The 20,617-nt window shown below is 48.8% G+C and carries 18 protein-coding genes; 11 read left to right on the forward strand and 7 right to left on the reverse strand.

All coding sequences use genetic code 11. The annotated features are described in order from the left end of the window. Positions 1–78: 78 nt before the first annotated feature. From KWJ01_RS05025 to KWJ01_RS05035, 3 genes are all read left to right on the forward strand, one after another. Positions 79–1,785, forward strand: coding sequence for a sodium:solute symporter family protein (locus tag KWJ01_RS05025; RefSeq protein ID WP_224995330.1), 1,707 nt, complete (start codon positions 79–81; stop codon positions 1,783–1,785). 191 nt (positions 1,786–1,976) lie between these two features. Then, the gene (locus KWJ01_RS05030) at positions 1,977–2,354 is read left to right on the forward strand and encodes a PleD family two-component system response regulator (RefSeq protein ID WP_224995331.1); all 378 of its coding nucleotides are present in this window, start codon (positions 1,977–1,979) and stop codon (positions 2,352–2,354) included. 447 nt (positions 2,355–2,801) lie between these two features. Continuing rightward, entirely contained in the window at positions 2,802–6,392 is a 3,591-nt protein-coding gene (locus tag KWJ01_RS05035) for an ATP-binding protein (RefSeq protein ID WP_224995332.1), read from the forward strand. Between the two features lie 99 nt (positions 6,393–6,491). Here the strand turns inward: KWJ01_RS05035 and KWJ01_RS05040 are convergent, their stop codons facing one another. The 4 genes from KWJ01_RS05040 to KWJ01_RS05055 form a co-directional block, all read right to left on the reverse strand. Then, positions 6,492–6,773 (reverse strand): hypothetical protein, encoded by a 282-nt coding sequence (locus KWJ01_RS05040; RefSeq protein ID WP_224995333.1) that lies wholly within the window; start codon positions 6,771–6,773, stop codon positions 6,492–6,494. Positions 6,774–6,913: 140 nt separating this feature from the next. Then, positions 6,914–7,948 carry a GNAT family N-acetyltransferase gene (locus tag KWJ01_RS05045; RefSeq protein ID WP_224995334.1) on the reverse strand — a complete coding sequence of 345 codons (1,035 nt, stop codon included), beginning with the start codon at positions 7,946–7,948 and terminating at the stop codon, positions 6,914–6,916. Between the two features lie 5 nt (positions 7,949–7,953). Then, positions 7,954–8,952: an aldo/keto reductase gene (locus KWJ01_RS05050; RefSeq protein WP_224995335.1), complete on the reverse strand. Its 999-nt coding sequence runs from the start codon at positions 8,950–8,952 to the stop codon at positions 7,954–7,956. A 10-nt stretch (positions 8,953–8,962) separates the two neighbouring features. Beyond that, positions 8,963–9,358: a YccF domain-containing protein gene (locus KWJ01_RS05055; RefSeq protein WP_224995336.1), complete on the reverse strand. Its 396-nt coding sequence runs from the start codon at positions 9,356–9,358 to the stop codon at positions 8,963–8,965. An 87-nt stretch (positions 9,359–9,445) separates the two neighbouring features. Between KWJ01_RS05055 and KWJ01_RS05060 the strand changes: the two genes are divergently transcribed. Together KWJ01_RS05060 and KWJ01_RS05065 are read left to right on the forward strand one after the other, a co-directional pair. Then, positions 9,446–10,363 carry a mechanosensitive ion channel family protein gene (locus KWJ01_RS05060; protein ID WP_224995337.1) on the forward strand — a complete coding sequence of 306 codons (918 nt, stop codon included), beginning with the start codon at positions 9,446–9,448 and terminating at the stop codon, positions 10,361–10,363. After that, positions 10,323–10,688, forward strand: coding sequence for an MGMT family protein (locus KWJ01_RS05065; protein ID WP_224995338.1), 366 nt, complete (start codon positions 10,323–10,325; stop codon positions 10,686–10,688). The genes KWJ01_RS05060 and KWJ01_RS05065 overlap by 41 nt, the downstream gene beginning before the upstream one ends. 60 nt (positions 10,689–10,748) lie before the next feature. Here the strand turns inward: KWJ01_RS05065 and KWJ01_RS05070 are convergent, their stop codons facing one another. Continuing rightward, positions 10,749–11,423, reverse strand: a complete 675-nt coding sequence (locus tag KWJ01_RS05070) for an SGNH/GDSL hydrolase family protein (protein WP_224995339.1) — start codon at positions 11,421–11,423, stop codon at positions 10,749–10,751. A gap of 161 nt (positions 11,424–11,584) precedes the next feature. Then, positions 11,585–13,054, reverse strand: coding sequence for a sodium:solute symporter (locus KWJ01_RS05075; protein WP_224995340.1), 1,470 nt, complete (start codon positions 13,052–13,054; stop codon positions 11,585–11,587). A 69-nt stretch (positions 13,055–13,123) separates the two neighbouring features. Here KWJ01_RS05075 and KWJ01_RS05080 point away from each other — a divergent pair, with 69 nt between their 5' ends. The 5 genes from KWJ01_RS05080 to KWJ01_RS05100 all read left to right on the forward strand — a co-directional run bounded on the left by KWJ01_RS05080 (position 13,124) and on the right by KWJ01_RS05100 (position 18,449). Beyond that, positions 13,124–13,405, forward strand: a complete 282-nt coding sequence (locus KWJ01_RS05080; protein WP_224995341.1) for an ATP-dependent Clp protease adaptor ClpS — start codon at positions 13,124–13,126, stop codon at positions 13,403–13,405. A 189-nt stretch (positions 13,406–13,594) separates the two neighbouring features. Further along, positions 13,595–14,233 (forward strand): recombination mediator RecR, encoded by a 639-nt coding sequence (recR, locus tag KWJ01_RS05085; RefSeq protein WP_224995342.1) that lies wholly within the window; start codon positions 13,595–13,597, stop codon positions 14,231–14,233. 200 nt (positions 14,234–14,433) lie between these two features. Further along, positions 14,434–15,630, forward strand: a complete 1,197-nt coding sequence (locus tag KWJ01_RS05090; protein WP_224995343.1) for a pyridoxal phosphate-dependent aminotransferase — start codon at positions 14,434–14,436, stop codon at positions 15,628–15,630. 3 nt (positions 15,631–15,633) lie between these two features. After that, positions 15,634–16,629, forward strand: coding sequence for a bifunctional heptose 7-phosphate kinase/heptose 1-phosphate adenyltransferase (locus KWJ01_RS05095; protein WP_224995344.1), 996 nt, complete (start codon positions 15,634–15,636; stop codon positions 16,627–16,629). After that, positions 16,626–18,449 (forward strand): TrkH family potassium uptake protein, encoded by a 1,824-nt coding sequence (locus KWJ01_RS05100; protein ID WP_224995345.1) that lies wholly within the window; start codon positions 16,626–16,628, stop codon positions 18,447–18,449. The genes KWJ01_RS05095 and KWJ01_RS05100 overlap by 4 nt, the downstream gene beginning before the upstream one ends. A 105-nt stretch (positions 18,450–18,554) precedes the next feature. Here the strand turns inward: KWJ01_RS05100 and KWJ01_RS05105 are convergent, their stop codons facing one another. Next, entirely contained in the window at positions 18,555–19,358 is an 804-nt protein-coding gene (locus tag KWJ01_RS05105) for an outer membrane beta-barrel protein (RefSeq protein WP_224995346.1), read from the reverse strand. A 318-nt stretch (positions 19,359–19,676) separates the two neighbouring features. On the opposite strand from KWJ01_RS05105, the gene KWJ01_RS05110 reads away from it, so the two are divergent. Continuing rightward, the gene (locus KWJ01_RS05110) at positions 19,677–20,615 is read left to right on the forward strand and encodes a PorP/SprF family type IX secretion system membrane protein (RefSeq protein ID WP_224995347.1); all 939 of its coding nucleotides are present in this window, start codon (positions 19,677–19,679) and stop codon (positions 20,613–20,615) included. Positions 20,616–20,617 lie beyond the last annotated feature (2 nt).

Raw genomic sequence — 20,617 nt, forward strand, 5'->3', positions numbered from 1 at the left:
AAGCACTTCCGAAAAAATCTTTCTCCGACCGCTTCCGCAGCCAGAAACCTAATCCTTCCAAAGTAAACAGCTAAACGCATGGACGTTCAAACCTGGACCTACATTATCGTAGGGTTCACCTTTGCCCTATATATTGGTATCGCTATCTGGTCACGCGCAGGTTCTACCAAAGAATTTTATGTAGCCGGTGGCGGGGTATCTCCCCTGGCCAACGGCATGGCTACCGCCGCCGACTGGATGTCTGCCGCCTCTTTTATATCCATGGCAGGCCTTATCTCCTTTATGGGCTACGATGGTGCCGTGTACCTCATGGGCTGGACGGGCGGCTATGTGCTGCTGGCCCTGCTGCTGGCCCCTTACCTCAGGAAGTTTGGCAAGTTTACAGTTCCTGACTTTGTAGGCGACCGCTATTACTCTCAAACCGCCCGCCAGGTAGCTGTAGTATGCGCCCTGTTTGTAAGCTTTACCTATGTAGCAGGCCAGATGCGCGGCGTAGGCGTGGTGTTCTCGCGCTTCCTGGAGGTTTCTGTTGAGTGGGGCGTGGCCATTGGCATGCTCATCGTTTTCTTTTATGCCACCCTGGGCGGCATGAAAGGCATTACGTACACACAGGTGGCCCAGTATTGCGTACTGATCTTTGCTTTTATGGTGCCGGCCATTTTCATCTCTATCATGATGACGGACAATCCGATTCCGCAGCTGGGATTTGGAGGCACCCTGGAAGATGGCACCTACCTGCTGGATAAGCTGGATAACCTGCACCAGGAACTTGGCTTTGCTGCCTACACCAGCGGCTCCAAAACGATGATCGATGTGTTTTTTATTACAGCAGCCTTAATGGTGGGCACTGCCGGTTTACCGCACGTGATTGTCCGTTTCTTTACGGTAGCCAGGGTAAAAGATGCCCGGATTTCAGCAGGATATGCCCTTGTATTTATTGCCATTTTGTACACCACCGCACCTGCAATTGCTGCATTTGCCCGCACCAATCTTATAGAAACAGTTCGGGATGCAGAATATGCCAGCGTGCCCGAGTGGTTCAGCAAATGGGAAACAACAGGGCTCATTCAGTTTGAAGATAAAAATGGCGATGGCCAGATCAGGTATGTAAAAGATGCCTCCATCAATGAGCTAACCATCGATAAAGACATTATGGTACTGGCAAACCCGGAAATTGCAAACCTGCCAAACTGGGTCATTGCCCTGGTAGCAGCGGGTGGCCTGGCAGCAGCGCTCTCTACAGCAGCGGGCCTGCTCCTGGTAATTTCAGCCTCCGTTAGCCACGACTTTATCAAGAAAATGGTGAACCCCAACATTAGTGAGCAGGGCGAGCTTTGGGCTGCGCGTGGTTCTGCAGCTGTTGCTGTACTCATTGCCGGTTACTTTGGCATTAACCCACCTGGTTTTGTGGCCGAAGTGGTAGCCTTCGCCTTTGGTCTGGCGGCTTCAAGTTTCTTCCCGGCCATTATACTGGGTATTTTCAGCAAGCGCATGAACAAGCAGGGTGCTATCTGTGGCATGATCTCGGGCTTACTGTTTACCCTGGGGTACATTATTTACTTTAAGTTTGGCGAAGTGCTTTTTGGGCTGAGCCCTGAAGCGGTAGCACCGGCAAACTGGTGGTTCGGCATTTCTCCGGAGGGCATTGGTACCCTGGGCATGCTCATCAATTTTGCTGTTTCTTTTATTGTGATGAGCCTGACACCACCCCCTCCTGCCCATGTGCAGGACCTGGTAGAGAACATCCGCTATCCCAGGGGTGCCGGTGCCGCATCGCAGCATTAGCATAAAAAATGCAGCTGCGGTCTCCTGCCGCAGCTGCATTTTACATTGCCTGCTTCCAAAATATATGTGGTTTATCCATGATGGCCGCCAAACAACAAACATGGCTGGAGAACATCCCTGGAGAAGGCTCCATTTTTCCCTTTCTTCCTGTTTTGTAGCCCTACATCGTCAACAAGGAAATCACCTGCTCAATGCATATACAACGCAAAGCTAAAGTACTGGTGGTGGATGGTGAGCCTAACATCCTGATGTCGCTTGAATTTTTAATGCGAAAGAGCGGCTACGAGGTTTTTATTGCCCGCGATGGTGCCGAAGCGCTCCAGCTGGTACATGAGCAGCGCCCCAATGTGCTGGTGCTCGATGCAATGATGCCGGAAGCAGACGGCTACAAAGTCTGCCGGCTGATAAAGGCCAACCCTGATCTAAAGCAGACACGCGTTATCTTTCTATCAGCCAAAAACAAAGAATCCGATATTGAAAAAGGCTACGCAGCCGGTGCCGACCTATACCTTACCAAACCATTCTCCACCAAAGAACTGGTAAAGCGCATACAGGAATTTCTCCCCTAGTAAACAGTGAATCAACAGCTTGCTCATTAGCACAAGCAGATCTGGCCTGCTCAGGATTACGAAGCTGCTTGTACAAAATGTTTCAATAAGTCGGGGGGGCTGGTCGGCAACTAATTGATGCCTTTTGTAAAGCTAAGAGCATCTTCACCAGTGTCTTTCATCACCGCTACACCCTTACTTTCAGAAGGTAAAACAAAACTTTAACCTTACATGGGCAAATTAATGCAATTAGTGTACATAAACGCCAGCAACATTGTGAATAAGCAGATCAGGTATTGCATGCACACTATTTGATAAAACAACACTCAACAATAAGCCCAGCATACAGCCCAATACTATAGGAAACATTACAGGCATTCAGGCTTCAGAAAGCAGCTACAACATCTAATGTTCTGAAAATTAAGGTATTTTCAGGGATAAACTATCTGAAAAGTGCCTGCTGCCGCTATGCCAAGGTTACTCCCCACTTGTTTATTTGTGCTTTTGATATGCCTGTACCCGGGCATAATTAATGTTTATGGCCAGCACCAGCTATTAAAAAAGTTTAATACCCGCAGCTACTACGAAGAAAACGATGGCCTGATTTCTAAAAACATTTTTGTTTCGGCCCAGGCTAGCTCCGGCGAAATATGGTTTGGTACGCAAAAAGGCATCAGTACCTTTGATGGCATTCGCTGGAGCACCATAGAAGGGTCTGAGAACCTGCCGTTTCATTACAGCAGTTTATTGAAGGCATTGCCCGGGGACAGCATGCTGCAGATAAGCTACACGCCTAACAGAACACTGGGCCTTCGCTTATTTCATCATAAAAAAGCCGTAGAACTGCAAAATCTACCAAAAGATTTTGGTGTAGTAAATCAATCGGGCCTCAATGCGGCGGTACTGAAGCGGGGCAACGAACTGGAAATAGCCATTCAGGCAGATAGTGCTCTGTGGCTTGGCAATACTGCAGACAAGCAGTGGCAGCAGTTTGCACTGCCGGAAGATGTAAGCCCTGCAGACATCACCAAGCTGGTCTACTACCAGAAAACCCTGCTTATGCTTACCACAAAGGGTTTGTACAGTTTTCATCCTGCTACCAGGCACTACAGCACGATGTGGCCTGCTCAACTAAAAAACAGAGAAGTTATATCGGCCACTACCTCTCCCGATGCCGGTAAACTGTACCTGCTTGGCAACGACTGGATTGGGGAGTGGGATGATAAAGGCTTCAGGTTTCTGGCACAGCAGCTGTACCAGGAAAAAAACTCTTACCTGCCCACCAGCTTTTACAATATTACTGCCACCAACTCCGGACTGGTTATTTTTCAGCACAACAACTCCCTGATGCTGTACAATACCGGCAATAAAAACATACTACCCTTCCGGCTGGCCGGTTCGTTTTCTTCTTCGGTTCCTACCTCTATCCTGGAAGACCGGGAAAATAACCTTTGGTTTACCAGCATGCGTGGTGTTGCCATGGTAAATAACCTTGGCTTTGCCACTGTAGATATTGTGGCAGGCCTGCCAGACAGCGAAGTAAGCACCATTCTGCCCATAGACTCCTCTACAGTACTGCTGGGCAGCAATATTGGTGTTAACGTTCTTAAAAGCGGAAACTGGCACAGCGAAACACAGGGCAAGCGTATCTACAGCATCAATAACTACCGCATTATGGATGCCCGCAGAGTTGACCAGCAAATATTTATTGCAGGCAATAAGCATGGCCTTGGCGTGATGGAAAATGACTATACCATAAAATGGTATACACTACCCAATGAGTTCTGGGGCTCATGTGTTGGTTACTGGCAAGGGCAGGTTCTGGTCGGTACAGACAATGGCAAAATATTAAAGTTCGAGAACGGAAAATTCCAGACCTTTTCCGATTTTAAGCAGAGCCTCTACATCCGTAAACTATTCACTGATAAGGAAAACCGCTTACTAGTACTTACACCTAAAGGGCTTTTTCATTTTGATGGCGCAAACCTCAGCCGGATTGAAGCAGAAAACCTACACCACAACAGCCTTTTCAGCTATGCCCAGTGGCAGGGGCGCATACTGTTTGGAACATCACAGGGCGTTTGTGAGCTTATAGACAATAAAGTGGTTCCTGTTTCCGGCATTGCTGTAGACAGGCCGGTGTATGCCCTGCTGCCAGATAAGAAAGGCAGGCTATGGATGGGAACCGACAAAGGGGTGTACATTCTGGACAATGGCCAGCTAAAAAACTACAACCGCAACAACGGACTGGTAGGGCATGAAATTAACCGGAGCGCCCTTGTTGAAATGACAGATGGAAGCATCTGGATTGGTACCGACAGGGGCTTGTCTGTTTTTGACCCGGTGCTGTACCGGGAGCCTACTGTTGTTCCAACGCTTACACTGGAAACAGTAAAATCAAACGATAAACTGCTAAGTGCAGAAACTGGCTACAGGGTAGATTATAACCAGAACACACTGGAGTTTAGCTTTAAGCCTGTTACCTTTTACCTGCCTGAAGCTTTGCAGTACCGCTATCGCCTGGAGGGGCTGGAGAAAGAATGGACATACTCCGATAATTACCTGCAGAACAGTGTACGCTTTACCAGTCTGCCCCCGGGAACCTACAGCTTCAGCATACAGGCGAGGGTGCAAAACGGTTCCTGGAGTCCTGTGGCAAGCAGCCCTGCAGTAATTATTGCGCCACCTTTTTATACCCGCTGGTGGTTTATTACACTCCTGATCCTGGGCGTTGGCTTTGTGGGCTACACCATACACTCCTTTATCTTCTATAAAAGCAACGAAAGCCGCCTTAAAGCAGCTATTCAGAACAAAAAGAGCCAGATCAGGCAAAGCGAATCCAAGTTTAAGGCTATATGGGAAACCATGGATACCGGCGTGGTGCTCACCACCCGCGAGGCAAAGATCGTAATGGCTAACCCTTCGTTTTGCCGCATGTTTCAGCAGCCTGAGGATGCGCTGGTTGGAAACGATATTGCAAACCTGTTAGAGCACGAGCGTTTTTCCAAAGCCTTTATTGAAGACTGGTACCAGAACCCCAGGGTGCTAAGGTTTGAGGTGGAAGCAAAGGTTGGCAGAATGCCCCTGTACCTGCTGGTAACTTTCTCGTTCCTGAATAAGCTTACCCCAAAAGAACCCCTGCTGGTTATTGGCCTTAAGGATGTTTCTGACCAGAAAGAAGCTGAAATTAAAAACCTGCGGCTGAATGAACTGCTCATTCGCCAGAACAGGGACCTGGTGAAAAAAGAGCTGGAGCTGGCCACCTTTAACAGCGAACTGCTGGAGCGCCAGACTGAACTGCAGCAAGCCCTGCAGATCCTGGAAGACCGCAATTTTGAGCTAGACCAGTTTGTGTATAAAACCTCGCACGACCTGCGCGCACCTATTGCCTCTGCCATTGGCCTGCTCAACATCATGAAAATGGAGGATAAGCCGGAAGCCTGGCCCCGCTACGTTGACCTGATTATGCGCTCACTGCAAAAGCAGGATAATTTTATAAAGGCCATGCTTAATTTCTCAAAAACGGCAAGGGCCATGGAAAAAGCTGAACTGATCCTTTTTGAACCGCTTATCACACAATGCCTGCTGGACCTGCAGTACCTGCCCGGCCTGGAAGAGATCAGCAGACACATAAAGGTGAATGAGCAGGGCGCAGGATTCTATTCCGATAAGATGAAGATCAACATCATCCTGTCGAACATATTTTCAAACTGCATCAAGTACCGCGATACCACTAAGGCATCCTCTTACCTGGAGGTTTGCGTGGAAGCAGACGAACAGCAGGCCAGGATCAGGATTAGCGACAATGGAATTGGCATCAATGAGGCTTACCTGAAGAACATATTTGATATGTTTTACCGGGCTACCGAACGCTCAGATGGCTCCGGCCTTGGCCTTTACATTGTAAAACAAACCGTGGAGCGCCTGGGCGGTAAAATAGAGGTAAGCTCTGAGCTGGGCACCGGAAGCTGCTTTACTATTATCATTCCCAATATGGAAGCAAAAGCAGAGACCGCAGCTGCCCAACAGACAGAAGTTGCCTCCGCTTTTAATTCATAAGCTGCCATAGCTCTGCCTGGCAGCCAGTTTAACCGCTGCATGCCCATCTTTATCCCTCTTAGTAAAGGATTAGAATAAATAATTTATGCTAAGTGGCTCTTAGCGGTTTGTGGTGGTGGTAGGCGGTTTAGTTTGCTCTTCCTTGTTATTGGCAGGTACCTGCTTGCCGGTATTGCCGCCCGATTGTTCCTTTGCTGCCGGGGTTCTGTCAGTTCCGGCATCAGGTGCTTTTCCTGATTTTTCATTTCCGCCCTCTCCTCCTTCAGCACTTGCTCTGTTCCCGGGGTCTTTCTTCTGCGGGGGTTCGGGTGTTTTGATGCCTTTGTTTGGCTCTACACCCTCATCGTTCTGCTGTATGTTTTCTTTGTTGTTGTCTTTCATGCCTGATAGCTTTCTTTTCTACAACAACTTGCCTGCCAGGCAAATGTTGAAAGCATGCATAAAAAAGCTTTGTGTGTGGGTACATATCTGCACTGGTGCAGCAGATCCGAAGATGGGAGCCAAGCAGCAGGAGTAGGTAGTTATACAAAAAGCGGGTACAGTGCCTGGCTGAACGATTGGGTACGGTCTGCGGGCAGCTTATTCTGCACCACAATGCTGGCCATCTGGTTTACCATACCTTTCAGCTTAGTTTCCAGCGCCTGCGGAAAGCCTGGCGGATATAAGCTATAGCTGTAAATAGAGGAGCGCCTGCCTCCCATATTGTCCTTAAAGCGTATCAACCCACGGGTCTCGTCCAAATCGCTAAGGCCAAGGTCCAGTACCTGGCAACCAGTATTGCCAGCATGTCGAATCAGCTCACTGAACAGCAGGTTATTAGGCCGCATGTACAGATGCTCCCGGCTGGAGCAGCCCCACTTATAGTAGAGGGTATTTCCATCTCTGATAATAACAGCACTGGCCAGTAACTGCTCTCCTTTTCTTACTTCAAAAAAATAGCCCCGCTCCTGTTGTATGAACTGTTCGTACACCTGCTCAAAAAATGAAAAAGCTTGTGGTATAAGGCCTAGCTTCTCGGTGCGTAAACGGTAAAAAAGATGGTAAAACTGGTGCAGGGAGTTTCTGCTTGTGCTAATGAACACCTCCAGGTTGTTGCGCTGCGCCTTTTTTATGCCACGCCTGAAGGAGGCCGACATATACATTTCGGGATAAGCCGTTACCTGAACCCGGTGCAGGCAAGCCGCAGCAACTGGTTTGCCAAGGAAGCGTAGCTCATGCGGGCTTGCATAGAAATCTGCCGCCTTTATCAGAATAGGAGCATTTTGGTAAAGCCTTTGCAGTGCTGCAATGTGAAGCGGAACACGATCTGGTGCAAGCTGTGGAATGGTGTAATCTGAAAAAGGCAAGCTTACCAGCTTTGGCCCAAGAAGGCCGTTTACCTTTGCAAAAAGCATGTATTCACCCCCTGGTCCGCTGGTCAGCAAAAAATGATAACCATAGTGCTGCCTGAGCAGGCGCAGCCAGTTAGTGTGATAGAACAGATGCCCCGGCCTACGCTGCTCATCAATGGCACCGGCAAGTGTGAGCTCTGTTACTTCTATGCTTTTATCAGGCATACAGCTTAGTTCCACTCCAGGGTACTTCTGGTTTGCCAGTAGCTTTCTGCAGGCTCCTGCAGGGCAGATAGCCGCTCAAGCTGGCTGGTATTCAATTTTAAAGTAAGGGCTTTCAGGTTTGACTGCAGCTGGGCTGTGGTAGCCGCACCACTAAGCACCACATCGGCCCAGGGCTTTGCCAGAATTGCAGCAAGCGCAATGGCATCGGCAGGGCAGCCTGTTTCCTGGCTTACTTCCTGCAAAACTGCTAGCTTTTGAGCAAAAGCAGGATCGGTATTACGGTGGGTAAGGCGTCCGTTTGCAAGACCTTCCTTAATAATAACCCCCCAACCGGCAGCATGTGCTTCGGCAAGCGCATCGCCGGCTGCCTGCTCCAGCAGGTTCCAGGTAGCTTGCACGGTTTCAAAGAGCTGCTCTCCATCGTAACGAATGGCCTGTGCCTTTCTGATGGCCTCTGCCTGGCGTGGTCCGCTCACGGTAAGGCCAATGTGCATGCCATGCATTTTAAGCGCATGCAGCCTGTCAAGCACCAGGCGGTTCTCCAGCACACCGGATTCCAGCGTTACCGAGTGAATCTGGTACAGCTTCAGGTAGCCGCCCAGCAAAAGATTACTTTCTTCCCGCTGCTTATCCAGCTGCGTAATAGAGTGCTGCTTTACCTCGTGCTCCTCGGCCTTTACCTGCCAGTTTGCGGTATAGGTATAGCCCCATTTGGAGCCAACAATCACCTCGCTTTCCGGTATGTTACGTTCTCTAAGCCAGCTTCCTAAAAATTTCTCAGCACGCCCGTAAGAGCGTGCCGTATCAAAGTACCTGATACCCCTTCGCCAGGCCTCATCCAGCACCTGCCGGTTATGCTCCTCCAGGGCAGCTGTGTTATGCTTGCCCTGCAGATCTTCCATATGGCCTATATTGATGTAACCAGGCCGCCCAAGGGCGGCCAGTCCAAGGCCAATACGCGATACCCGTAGTTCTGAAGAAGTAATTTTGCGATTATGCATCATAGATTATGCATCATAATTGTTTGCCCTGTGCTATTCTACGAATTTCGTAACCAAAGGGCGTAAATGATAAAACAGCCAGCTTCATATGCTGGCGGGCAAATGGAATTCCGATAATGGTAATTGCCAAAAGCAGAGCAAAGATAGCATGGGTAAGCGCTACCCAAATGCCTCCCACCAGTATCCACACAATATTCATAATGGTGGAGAGGCAGCCTCCTGTTTGCCGGGTCTGCACCACTTCTCTCCCAAAGGGAGTAAGCGCAAGACCCGCCAGCTTAAATGCCTGCAGGCCAAAGGGTATCCCGATAATGGTAAGGCAAAGAATAAGACCGCCGATCAGATATTCCAGAAAAATAAATATTCCTCCGCCAAGAATAATCCAAAGTACATTTCCAAGCGTTTTCATCCTATCTGGTATATCTTTGCATTGAACATAAAAGCTTCCGGCGTATCAATTTGTTATTTGCCAAACTATGCTGGCAGCTATTTAAATATGGAACACAAAAAAGCGACAGATAAAACAAGTATCAAAGAAAGCCGCCGCCGGTTAGAGTTTCTGGTAAAGCTAATTCTTTTTGTTGGAGTTGTTGTATGGCGCATTTATTATCCTGATCTGCTGGAGCAGGACTATGGCATTCCGCGCAACCTCATTAGTGCTGTTACATTTTATCTTACTGCACACATCATTATCTCCTTCAGCCGCTTAACGCTGGTTGCCATTTACCTGCGCCGCCGGCAGCGGCAAATCGACTATCGTGATAATTTCATCATCGGCATTAACCAGATTGCCTCTATTCTTTCATTCATGGCGCTGGTATTCAGTGCATTTTTCCTGTTTGAGATATCACCCAAGGACTTTGTAACCTCTATCTCCATTTTTGCAGCTGCCATTGCCATCCTGTTCAAGGATTACATCAACAACATGATCAATGGACTTATCCTGATGTTTTCCAGCCACTTAAGCATCGACGACTATGTTGGCATCGGTAACTACCGTGGCCGAATCATAGACATTACACTCATGAATGTGCACCTGCTCACCGATGATGATGATGTGATCTACGTTGCCAACAGCACCATTCTTACCAGCAACATTGTAAACTTTACCATACGCAACCATAGAAAGCTAATTATCGAATTTGCCCTTCAGCCCGATAAGATCGAAGGGCTTAATGAGCTGGAAACCCACCTGGTGAACTCCCTGGATGAATGGAAAGCGCAGATGTTACCGGAGTCCGCTCACCTGCGGGTGGTAGACATTAACACCTCTACGGTACTCATCAAATTTCAGCTTATTTTACAGCGCACCAACCGCCGGCTGGAGCGCGATATACGCCGGCACCTGAACTGGCAAATCATCAGCTACATCAATGAGCGTAAAAAAACAGAAAGCCTCAACCCCCAAACCTGATAATTTTTTTGAGGATGTATATGCCGTGGTGAGGCTTATACCCGCTGGCAGGGTAAGCAGCTATGGCGCCATTGCCCGCTACCTGGGCCGCAGTGGCAGTGCCAGAATGGTAGGCTGGGCGCTTAATAACGCCCTGGTACTGCACGATGTACCTGCCCAGCGGGTGGTAAACCGCGAGGGCCGTTTAAGCGGTAAAATTCATTTTGGCAGCCCCACCCGCATGCAGGAACTCCTGGAAGCCGAAGGCATAAAAGTTGAAAACGACCAGGTAGTGGATTTTAAGGAGCGCTTCTGGGACCCGGAGCTGGAGCTGGGAAGTACTTAATGTGCTGATTTGCTCATTTAAGGAATAACAGAACAGCCAATGCAGGTGCCTCACTCACTCTCACTCACTCACCAAATACGGCTCAATCACCTCCGTCCAGATCCTGTAGCCCTTAGCGTTCATGTGCAGCTTGTCTTCTAAAAATATATCGGCTTTAGGATTGCCGCTTTCGTCGAGCATAGGGTTATATATATCGATGTACTGAGCATTGGGCTTGTCTTTCAGATAGTCTTTAACCAGGGCATTTGCCTCTTCCAGCACCGGCATGTACTGCTCCCTGCTGGGGCTTGGTTTCATGGATACAAAGGCTATTGGCACCCGGGGCATTTCTGCTCTGATTCCCTCAAATACTTTCTGAAAACGCTGCAGCAGCTCCTCGGCACTGATGTTTCCACCAGCAACATCGTTCTCGCCGGAGTAAATAATGATCTGCTTTGGCTTGTAAGGCAACACAATATCGTTCAGGTAGTAATCCAGGTCTCTTAGGGTAGAACCGCCAAAGCCCCTGTTCAGCACTGTGCGCTCAGGAAAATCGCTTTCAAGGCTTTTCCACATACGGATCGAGGAGCTTCCTACAAATAAGATTGCATCCTGCGGCGGCGGATTTTGCTTATCCTGCTCTTTAAAGTTCTGGATTTCCTGCCAGAAGGGCGGTTTGCTAAGCTGTGCACAGGCAGGTAAAATAAGGCAGCTGCATATCAGCAAAAAAATAAGGAAGTACGGAAGCTTTTTCATATTAAAGTTTAAACACCTTTATAGGCAACAGACGATGGTTTATCGCCTGAAGATGGAAATTAAAAAATTTTAACCCTGCCGGCTTGGCACTGCACAGGAGCCCGGACAGCCCTGCCGGAAATAACAGAACACAAACAACATTCCCTGCGCTACCCCACTCCCTACACATTTGCAAGCCTACGGCCTGCACCCAGTGAGATCAGCCACAGGCCTATCAGCATCAGGGCTCCGTTTAGCAACAAGATAAAAAAACCAAACTTAAAGCCACCAAACCACTCTTCTGAATTATAATCGATAATAAAGGAAAGCACCGGCGCCAGCACACAAACCAGGGGAGCCCAGCCGTCTCTGATGCTTCTCTTTGTTAATATACCAAACATGAACAAGCCAAGCAAAGGACCATAGGTAAAGCCAGCTGCTTTGAACAGCACTGTTATTACACTTCTGTCGTTAAGGGCATTAAAAAGTACAATCACCAGCAGGGTAAGAATCGAAAAGCCAATGTGCACCAGCAGGCGGGTACGCTGCTTACCGGCTTCTTCCGTTCGTTTCTCAAAGCCCAGAATATCTACACAAAAAGAAGTAGTAAGGGCTGTAAGGGCAGAGTCGGCAGAGCTGTAAGCTGCCGCTATAATGCCCAGCAGGAATAAAATACCCGCCAGCGGCGGAAAATAGTTCAGGGCCAGCAGGGGGTAAAGGCTGTCGCTGCGCTCGGGCAGCGCAATGCCTTTGGTCTCTACATACAGGTACAGCATGGCGCCCAGGGTGAGGAAAACAAGGTTGGCAAACACCAGCACAACCGTAAACCAGAACATGTTTTTCTGGGCATCACCCAGGGTACGCACGGTCAGGTTTTTCTGCATCATATCCTGGTCAAGGCCAGTCATTACAATGGCTATGAAAGCACCCGATATAAACTGTTTCCAGAAATAGTTGGGGCTGTTCACATCATCGAAGAAAAATATCTTGGAAAAGCGGCTCTCTTCTACGGCACTCACCAGCCCGCCAAGGCCCATACCCAGCTCCTGCCCGATCAGGTAAATACTAACCCCCACAGCCAGCAGCATAAACAAGGTTTGCAGGGTATCGGTAAAAACAATGGTTTTGATGCCCCCTTTAAATGTATAGAGCCAGATGAGTACAATGGTAACGGCCACTGTAACAAAAAATGGCACATCCCATGCATCGAAAACAGCCAGCTGCAATACGTTGGCTGCCAGGTACAAACGAAAGCTGGAGCCAATCATGCGGGAGACCAGGAAGAAAGCTGCCCCGGTTTTATACGACCAAAAGCCAAAACGTTCTTCCAGATATCCATAAATACTTACTAAATTGAGGCGATAATAGAGCGGCAGCAGCACCAGGCCTATAACAGCGTAGCCAACTACATAACCCAGCACTACCTGAAAATAGCTGAAAAAGCTGGTTCCGACCTCTCCCGGTATGGAGATAAAAGTAACCCCGCTTAAAGATGCACCGATCATGCCAAAGGCTACCAGGTACCAGGGGCTCTGCCGGTTTGCTGTAAAAAAAGTTTTGTTGTCGGACTCCCCGCGGGAGGTTAACCAGGCAATAAAGATCAGGAGCAGAAAGTAGGCCACAATAATGCCAACAACCAAAGCAGGACTCATATCGTAACAAAGAGGTAAAGAGTAAAATTGAACATTATTCCTTATTTTGCCAACTTAAAGGCTTAAAGTATGAAGTTTACAACCGCTTACGAAGAAGAGGTCGAGGTACTTGAAGTAGTAGTGGATGTAGATGAGCGAGACCTGATGGTCTATAACGACGACTACAACACCTTCGACCATGTAACCAACACACTTGTGCGTGTATGCAAACACGATTTGCAGCAGGCAGAACAATGCACCTGGCTCATCCACTACAAGGGCAAGTGCTCTGTAAAAAAAGGCAGTTACGAAGACCTCAAACCCATGCGTGACGGCATCCGCGAAGCAGGCATTGATGCTAAAATTATTTAATTTTTCAACCCCTTTAAATTACCCGGCCTGATTTGCTTCAGGCTTTTTTTGTATGCACTATCCAGAGTAAAGAATGGCTGATACTCCGTAAAATAGACCGTTTTTAAGGGTTTTCCACCCTCTTTAGCCCCACATTCGGCGAATGTTTTTATCAGATATTATGTTGATATAACAGCAAAAAAGTACAAAATGCAATACCCATCTCAGCATATAGAAAAAGCCGTAGAAGAGATCTCTAAATTACCCGGCATAGGCCGCAAAACAGCCCTGCGCCTTGCTCTGCACCTGCTGCGCCGCGAAGAAACAGAAACCAGCGCACTGGCACAGGCACTCATAGACCTGCGCACCAAAACCCGCAACTGCAGCAACTGCCATAACCTGGCCGACAGCGAAATCTGCAGCATATGCGCCAACCCACGCCGCGATGCATCTGTTATTTGCGTAGTAGAAAACCCGCAGGATGTAATGGCTATTGAAAATACAGCACAATACCATGGTCTCTACCATGTTCTAGGAGGTGTTATATCGCCTATTGAAGGTGTAGGCCCCTCAGACCTGCGCATTGATTCCCTGGTGAACCGAGTGGCTGGTGGCAACTCAGCCGGCGGCGGCCCCAAAGAAATAATTCTGGCCATTAGCCCAACCATGGAAGGCGATACCACTGCTTTTTACCTTACCCGCAAGCTTAAGCCATTTGGCATACGCATCAGCTCCATTGCCCGTGGCGTACCTGTTGGCGGAGAGCTGGAGTATACCGACGAAATTACGCTGGGCCGCAGCATTTTAAGCCGCACCCTTTACAACACCAGCGGAGAAGATAAAGAGTAAGCCGCAGCACCTGGTCCCGCCATTGTTGTTCCCGATTTGCCTAAAGCGCATAATCGGGATTTTTTTTATCCTGCTCCAATATGGGAGCAAACACATATTAAATATAAAGATCCACAATATCAGGCAATAGCACATATACATTTGAGTTGATTTAGTAACTTGGGGCCGAATATTTAATTAGCGCCTAAAACAACCCCAGTATGAATCTCTTAAGTGAGCGTATTGCCAACCTGGAAGAGTCGGCTACCATTGCAATGGCCACCAAAGCCCGGGAGTACAAAGAAAAAGGCATTCAAATCATTAACCTTAGCCTTGGCGAACCCGATTTCCCTACCCCGGGGTACATCAACGAGGCAGCCAAAGAGGCCATCGACAGCGGTAAGTACTTTACCTACCCTCCTGTACCAGGCTACCTTGATCTGCGCGAAGCCCTTGCCCAAAAGCTGCAGAAAGAAAACGGCATTAAGTGTACTGCCGCCAACATCGTAGTAAGCACCGGTGCCAAGCAGTCTATTGCCAATGTGGTGATGTGCCTGGTAAACCCCGGCGACGAGGTTATTGTGTACACCCCATACTGGGTGAGCTATAAAGCTATTGTAGAGCTGGCCGGCGGTGTTTGTGTGGAGATCAAGGGCAGCATAGAAGAAAACTACAAAGCCTCTGCCGAACAGCTGAAGGCAGCCATTACCCCACGCACTAAAGCGGTGGTATACTCTTCGCCAAGCAACCCTACCGGCGCTGTTTTCACAAAAGAAGAAATAGCTGCTATTGCAGGAGTACTCAAGGATCATCCGAACATCATGATCATTGCCGACGAAATCTATGAGTACATTAATTTCCAGGGCGATCATGTAAGCCTGGGCGCCTTCCCCGAGGTAGCCGATCGTGTTGCCACGGTAAATGGCTTTTCTAAAGGCTACGCCATGACTGGCTGGCGCATTGGTTATGTTTGTGCTCCAAAGTGGCTGGCCGACGCCTGCAATAAAATGCAGGGACAGTTTACCTCTGCCACCAGCAGCATAACCCAGCGTGCAGCACTGGCAGCCGTTAAAGGCGGTCTGGAAGCCCCCTCCAAAATGCGCGACGCCTACCTGCGCCGCCGCGACCTGGTACTGGGCCTGCTGAAGGAGATCCCCGGCCTGAAAACATATGTACCGAACGGTGCCTTCTACATCATGCCTGATGTTAGCTCCTACTTTGGCAAAAGCCATGAAGGATCAACCATTAAAGATGCCGACGATCTGGCCCTGTTCCTGATTGATCATGCGCATGTATCGCTGGTATCCGGTGGTGCATTTGGTGCTCCTGAAAGCATTCGCATTTCTTATGCTGCTTCTGATGATGACCTGCGCGAAGCTATGAAACGCATTAAAAACGCTCTTGCACTGCTCAGCTAAAGAATGAGTAAGCATTCCTTAGAGGATATATTCGAAGGTTTTAACCACTTAACTGCCCTGATTGTAGGCGACGTAATGGTCGACGCCTACATCTGGGGCAAAGTGGAACGCATTTCGCCGGAGGCCCCTGTACCAGTGGTACAGGTGACCCACCGGGAAAGAAGAATGGGAGGCGCTGCCAACGTAGCCCTCAATGTATTGGCCATGGGTGCCACTCCCCTGCTCTGCAGCGTGGTGGGCAACGATGCCGATGCACTTATTTTTGAAGAACTGCTCCATAAAAGAGGTATCTCTGATGAAGGGCTGGTAAAAAGCCCCCACCGGATCACCACCATCAAAGAGCGGGTGCTCTCGGGCTCCCAGCATATTTTGAGGGTAGATTCGGAACACGACAAAAACCTACTGGCCGAAGAAGAAGACCTGCTGCTGGAACGCATCGAAAAGCTGCTGCCCCGCTGCCAGGTAGTTATTTTTGAAGACTACGACAAAGGTGCCCTCACGCCGCGCATCATTTCCGAAACCATTCGGCTGGCGCGCAGCCAGGACATACCAACTGTTGTAGACCCCAAAAAGCGTAATTTCTTTGCCTACCAGCAGGCCACACTCTTCAAGCCAAATTTAAAAGAACTCAGGGAAGGCCTTAAAACCGACTTTGACAAAGACGACCAGACCGCCCTGCAGGCCGCTGTGCATGAGCTAAAAGAACGGCTGGAGCTTGAGTATGCCCTGATTACTCTGTCAGAACGCGGGGTATATATTGATGCTCCTGAAGAACACTACCTCCTGCCTGCCCATGTGCGTACCATTTCGGATGTATCAGGCGCAGGCGATACGGTTGTGAGCATAGCGGCGCTGGCCCTGGCCCTGCAATTACCCCCACGCAGCATTGCAGCACTGGCCAACCTGGGTGGCGGCCTTGTTTGCGAGCACGTAGGTGTTGTACCGATAGACAAAGCCCGGCTTTACGAGGAAGCAAAACAAAACCTCCTGCATGCATGAACTTTAAGAGACTGAAGGACGATTTTGCTGAAAACCTCAACAGAATTCTCTACGAAAGCCGGGGCAAAGCCTATACTTCCATCAGGGCTGTTACCTTTATCAGCTCACTGGCAGCCATTGCCCTGCTGATTTATAACCTGGGTTTTGACCTGGAGCCTTACCAGCAACGCCAGGTATACTACGGCCTCGACCTGGTCTTTGCCATTTTTGTACTCTCTTATATGGCCAGATGGCTCTATGCCTTCCGGCGAACAGACTTTGTGCAAAGACACCGGTTTGAAGGGGTACTGATGCTGCTGATCCTGCTCAACGGCTTATCGGTTTACCTGCTCGATTATCCACTGATACCGGAAATACTCAGATCCTTTGGTCTGGAAAACCCGGTACAGTTCTATCACTTCTTTATTGGCTGTTTTATGTTTCTGCTGCTGGTGTACGAGTTTGGCGTTGCCAGCACACGCCTGGGCAATCTTAACTTAAAGCCTGCAGCAGCATTCATCATCAGCTTTCTGGTACTGATTGGCATAGGCACTGCCGTGCTTATGCTCCCCGATATGACCAGGGCACCCGGCAGCATGCCATTGCTGGAAGCACTTTTTACCGCTACCAGTGCCGTGTGTGTTACCGGGTTAATTGTAGTAGACACTGCCACCTATTTTACCATCAAAGGGCAGCTTGTTATACTGGTACTTATACAGCTGGGTGGTCTGGGTATTCTTTCATTTGCCTCCTTTTTCACCCTGGTTTTCAGGCAGGGCGTAGGGATCAGGCACCAGGTTATGCTGCAGGACTTCCTTAGCAGCGAGTCTTTGCTTACCGCTAAAGACCTGCTGCGCCAGATTGTGTTCATGACCTTTTTCATAGAGTTTATCGGCTTTCTGCTGATTTTTGCAACCTGGGGCGACGATATTACCTTTACCTCGCTGGACCAGAAAATATTCTTCTCGGCCTTTCACTCTGTATCGGCCTTTTGTAATGCCGGCTTTAGCCTGTATACCAATGGCCTTTACGAAGGGCTGGTGCGCGAGGCATACGTAATGCACCTAGTAGTAGCAGGCCTTGTAATTTTTGGGGGTATTGGTTTTCCTGTTATTCAGGACCTGTTTTCGCGCAAAAGGCTTCGGGAGCGCCTGCGTAATCCATGGCGCGAATGGCAGCTGGGCACTAAAATAGCCGTGTATGTTTCTGCTGCACTGCTGGCGTTTGGTACCATTACCTTTTACCTGCTGGAGATTAACAACACGCTGGCAGATTACACTTTTATGGAGGCACTGGTAACCAGCTTTTTCCAGTCTACCATTACCCGTACTGCAGGCTTTAACTCAGTAGATATTGGTGCACTGCGCACACCTACCTATATCATCTTCCTGTTCCTGATGTTTATAGGAGCCTCTTCCGGCTCCATCGGGGGTGGTATTAAAACCTCTACCTTCTTTCTGGTGGTAGCCTCTACCGCTGCTACCGTTCAGGGAAAAATGAAGCTGGAGATCGGTAAAAACTACATCAGCAATTCACTGGTATTCAGGGCACTTTCTATTTTTGTGTTTGCTGTTGGCATTAACATGATAGCCGTGCTGCTGCTCACCATTACCGAGCCTGGCATGGAGCTGATAGATATAACCTTTGAACAGGTATCGGCTTTTGCCACGGTAGGCTTAAGTACCGGCATTACCTCGCAGCTATCTGATTTAAGCCGGATCATCATTATTTTCAGTATGTTTATTGGCCGTGTTGGCACACTTACCTTTGCACTGGCCTTCTCCAGCAGGGCAGTAACCCGCTCTTACCAATACCCCAAAGCACACATTATGGTGGGCTGATGTATTTAAGAGGAGTAGTCTGCAGCACACACCACAAATGGCAGTAAGCACCAGAAACATCAGCTGCACACATTGTACTATAACAAGGCGGCGGTTAAGCTGGCATTAACCGCTGCCTTTAGGCCTTCTGATTACCCTTTTAGACTTTTTCTTAGTTGCAGAAGGCCGCCTGTTTACCGATTTACCCTTTTTCAGCACTGCCCGCACATCTATATCCTGCATAAATCCAGCCGATAAACTCCAGCTCATGATCGACGACTGCAGGTTATCTTTGTAAAGCTGCAGGCCAAAATCACCTCCCTTTTCAGCACTTGAGAAATAACTCTTGGCCGGTCCAAGACTGGTTCGTGCATCCAGCCATATGTGGCGGCCAAAGCCTAAATCGAAAATAACTCCACCACCTGCATACAGCGACATCTGCCAGCGGTTTGCAGGGTTAACATACTCAGAACTACCATACTCTCCGACTTCGCCAAAGCGTACCTGATAATTCATGCTGCCGTTTTCGAGAAAGGAGGCCTGCTCATTTGTCTGTAGCTTACCCCGGCCACCCATCCAGTAGTGAAGTGCCGGCCCTGCATTTAGGTACCACTCCTGGTGGCTTTTCTTAAATTCAGAATGAAAACTTACCCGGTACAGGATAGGTACTGTAAGATAATTAAGGCTTGCCTGGTCTCTTACTGCCAGCATTCCTCTGTTATAGGATACATCTTTCTGGCGGTATACATACAACCACTCCAGATGTAGTGAATAACGATCGTTTACTTTGTAATTTGTGGCAATACCACCGTGGTAGCCTGGTTTTCTGTTGCTTGAGTAGTACTCGCTGCCCTCTGCTTCAGCAAAGCGCACGCGGTTTAAGGATGCACCCGCCAGAGGCCCGATCCGCAACTGAGCAAACCCACACATGGGCACCAAAAATGTGAAAGAAAGTAATAGAAATACTATAGGTCTCATTCTGTTTGCTGGAAAAATAACAATTAGTACTTTCGTTATCCCAAAAGGAAGCCGGGGCTCCTGTAATGGCATCAATCATGAAATGCATACCCGGGAAAGGCCTGTAATGCAGCTTTATCGGGAGTTTAAAGTTACGTGCTGCTGATCTTGTAAAAGTTTAAAAAAAGTTTGAATTGTTACGTAAGGCATGAAGTTGTAAAAAAAGAAGAGGTTGCCGGCCGGCCATACATTAATTTAGCATCCATATCTCTGGTACATTAAAAAGATATCATGCTATACCGGCTGTTTAAACTTGGGCTCTTTTGTATCCTATTTTCATGCACCTGGGCTTATGCACAGGAAGCCCCCCTGTACAGCCAGTATTTCTCTAATCCCTACCTCTACAATCCTTCTTTTGCAGGCACTGATGGTTACCCGGTTCTTTTCCTGACCCACCGCAGACAATGGGCCGGCATAGAGGGTGCTCCCACCGCTTACGCCCTTAGCTATCATAGCCCTGTAAGTAAGGTACTGGCAATAGGGGCACACATCCGTACCGAGAGCCGCGGCGTTCTACGGTCTTCACTTGCAATGGGTTCCCTGGCATATGTGGCTCATTTTTCAGAGAAACATTTTCTTAGAATGGGATTGTCGGCGGGAGTGAGCCATCATACGGCAGATTTTACCGAGGCAACAGAGGCACAGCAACCCTACCTGGCCAACTGGGCCAGCAAAGCCCTTCGGTTTGAGGCTGCCTTTGGCATAAATTACCACCTGAAGAATTTAAACCTGGGCCTGGCACTGCCTTACCTAACCGAGCAAAAAGTGCTGGGCAGTGAAACCCAGGGCATGTTTACCTTCTCTCCCCTGGATCAGTGGGTGGCAACTGCCAGCTATTTTGCAGAATTAGCACCCGATAAACTGGCACTGGAACCCCTGCTGGTGGTGCAAAAGGTAGGCGAACAGAAAACAAGGCTGGAAGCAGGAACCGTGCTGTACATGAACAAAGCCCTCTGGGCAGGAGCCACCTACCGTCATCAATATGGTATTACAGCGCTTGCAGGTGTTAACATCAAACCGGGCATCAGCTTTGGCTATGCCTACGAAATGGCACATGCCTATACCGGCAGCTGGCTGCAAAGCACACATGAGTTGCAGCTAAAGTTTAAGCTCGGGGCCGAAAAAGAATACGGAAAAGAAGTGCAGCATAAGCCACGCTTTGAAATGTAATT

This window comes from Cesiribacter sp. SM1, assembly GCF_020178975.1.
GTDB lineage: Bacteria > Bacteroidota > Bacteroidia > Cytophagales > Cyclobacteriaceae > Cesiribacter.

What these genes read in the sequence shown, in the direction of transcription:
- KWJ01_RS05040 (WP_224995333.1), bottom strand. Translation starts at nt 6,773, where the DNA reads ATGAAAGACAACAACAAAGAAAACATACAGCAGAACGATGAGGGTGTA.
- KWJ01_RS05070 (WP_224995339.1), bottom strand. Translation starts at nt 11,423, where the DNA reads ATGAAAAAGCTTCCGTACTTCCTTATTTTTTTGCTGATATGCAGCTGC.
- KWJ01_RS05060 (WP_224995337.1), top strand. Translation starts at nt 9,446, where the DNA reads ATGGAACACAAAAAAGCGACAGATAAAACAAGTATCAAAGAAAGCCGC.
- KWJ01_RS05025 (WP_224995330.1), top strand. Translation starts at nt 79, where the DNA reads ATGGACGTTCAAACCTGGACCTACATTATCGTAGGGTTCACCTTTGCC.
- KWJ01_RS05110 (WP_224995347.1), top strand. Translation starts at nt 19,677, where the DNA reads ATGCTATACCGGCTGTTTAAACTTGGGCTCTTTTGTATCCTATTTTCA.
- KWJ01_RS05035 (WP_224995332.1), top strand. Translation starts at nt 2,802, where the DNA reads ATGCCAAGGTTACTCCCCACTTGTTTATTTGTGCTTTTGATATGCCTG.
- KWJ01_RS05075 (WP_224995340.1), bottom strand. Translation starts at nt 13,054, where the DNA reads ATGAGTCCTGCTTTGGTTGTTGGCATTATTGTGGCCTACTTTCTGCTC.
- KWJ01_RS05080 (WP_224995341.1), top strand. Translation starts at nt 13,124, where the DNA reads ATGAAGTTTACAACCGCTTACGAAGAAGAGGTCGAGGTACTTGAAGTA.
- KWJ01_RS05045 (WP_224995334.1), bottom strand. Translation starts at nt 7,948, where the DNA reads ATGCCTGATAAAAGCATAGAAGTAACAGAGCTCACACTTGCCGGTGCC.
- KWJ01_RS05100 (WP_224995345.1), top strand. Translation starts at nt 16,626, where the DNA reads ATGAACTTTAAGAGACTGAAGGACGATTTTGCTGAAAACCTCAACAGA.
- KWJ01_RS05090 (WP_224995343.1), top strand. Translation starts at nt 14,434, where the DNA reads ATGAATCTCTTAAGTGAGCGTATTGCCAACCTGGAAGAGTCGGCTACC.
- KWJ01_RS05095 (WP_224995344.1), top strand. Translation starts at nt 15,634, where the DNA reads ATGAGTAAGCATTCCTTAGAGGATATATTCGAAGGTTTTAACCACTTA.
- recR (WP_224995342.1), top strand. Translation starts at nt 13,595, where the DNA reads ATGCAATACCCATCTCAGCATATAGAAAAAGCCGTAGAAGAGATCTCT.
- KWJ01_RS05050 (WP_224995335.1), bottom strand. Translation starts at nt 8,952, where the DNA reads ATGATGCATAATCGCAAAATTACTTCTTCAGAACTACGGGTATCGCGT.
- KWJ01_RS05105 (WP_224995346.1), bottom strand. Translation starts at nt 19,358, where the DNA reads ATGTGTGGGTTTGCTCAGTTGCGGATCGGGCCTCTGGCGGGTGCATCC.
- KWJ01_RS05065 (WP_224995338.1), top strand. Translation starts at nt 10,323, where the DNA reads ATGAGCGTAAAAAAACAGAAAGCCTCAACCCCCAAACCTGATAATTTT.
- KWJ01_RS05030 (WP_224995331.1), top strand. Translation starts at nt 1,977, where the DNA reads ATGCATATACAACGCAAAGCTAAAGTACTGGTGGTGGATGGTGAGCCT.
- KWJ01_RS05055 (WP_224995336.1), bottom strand. Translation starts at nt 9,358, where the DNA reads ATGAAAACGCTTGGAAATGTACTTTGGATTATTCTTGGCGGAGGAATA.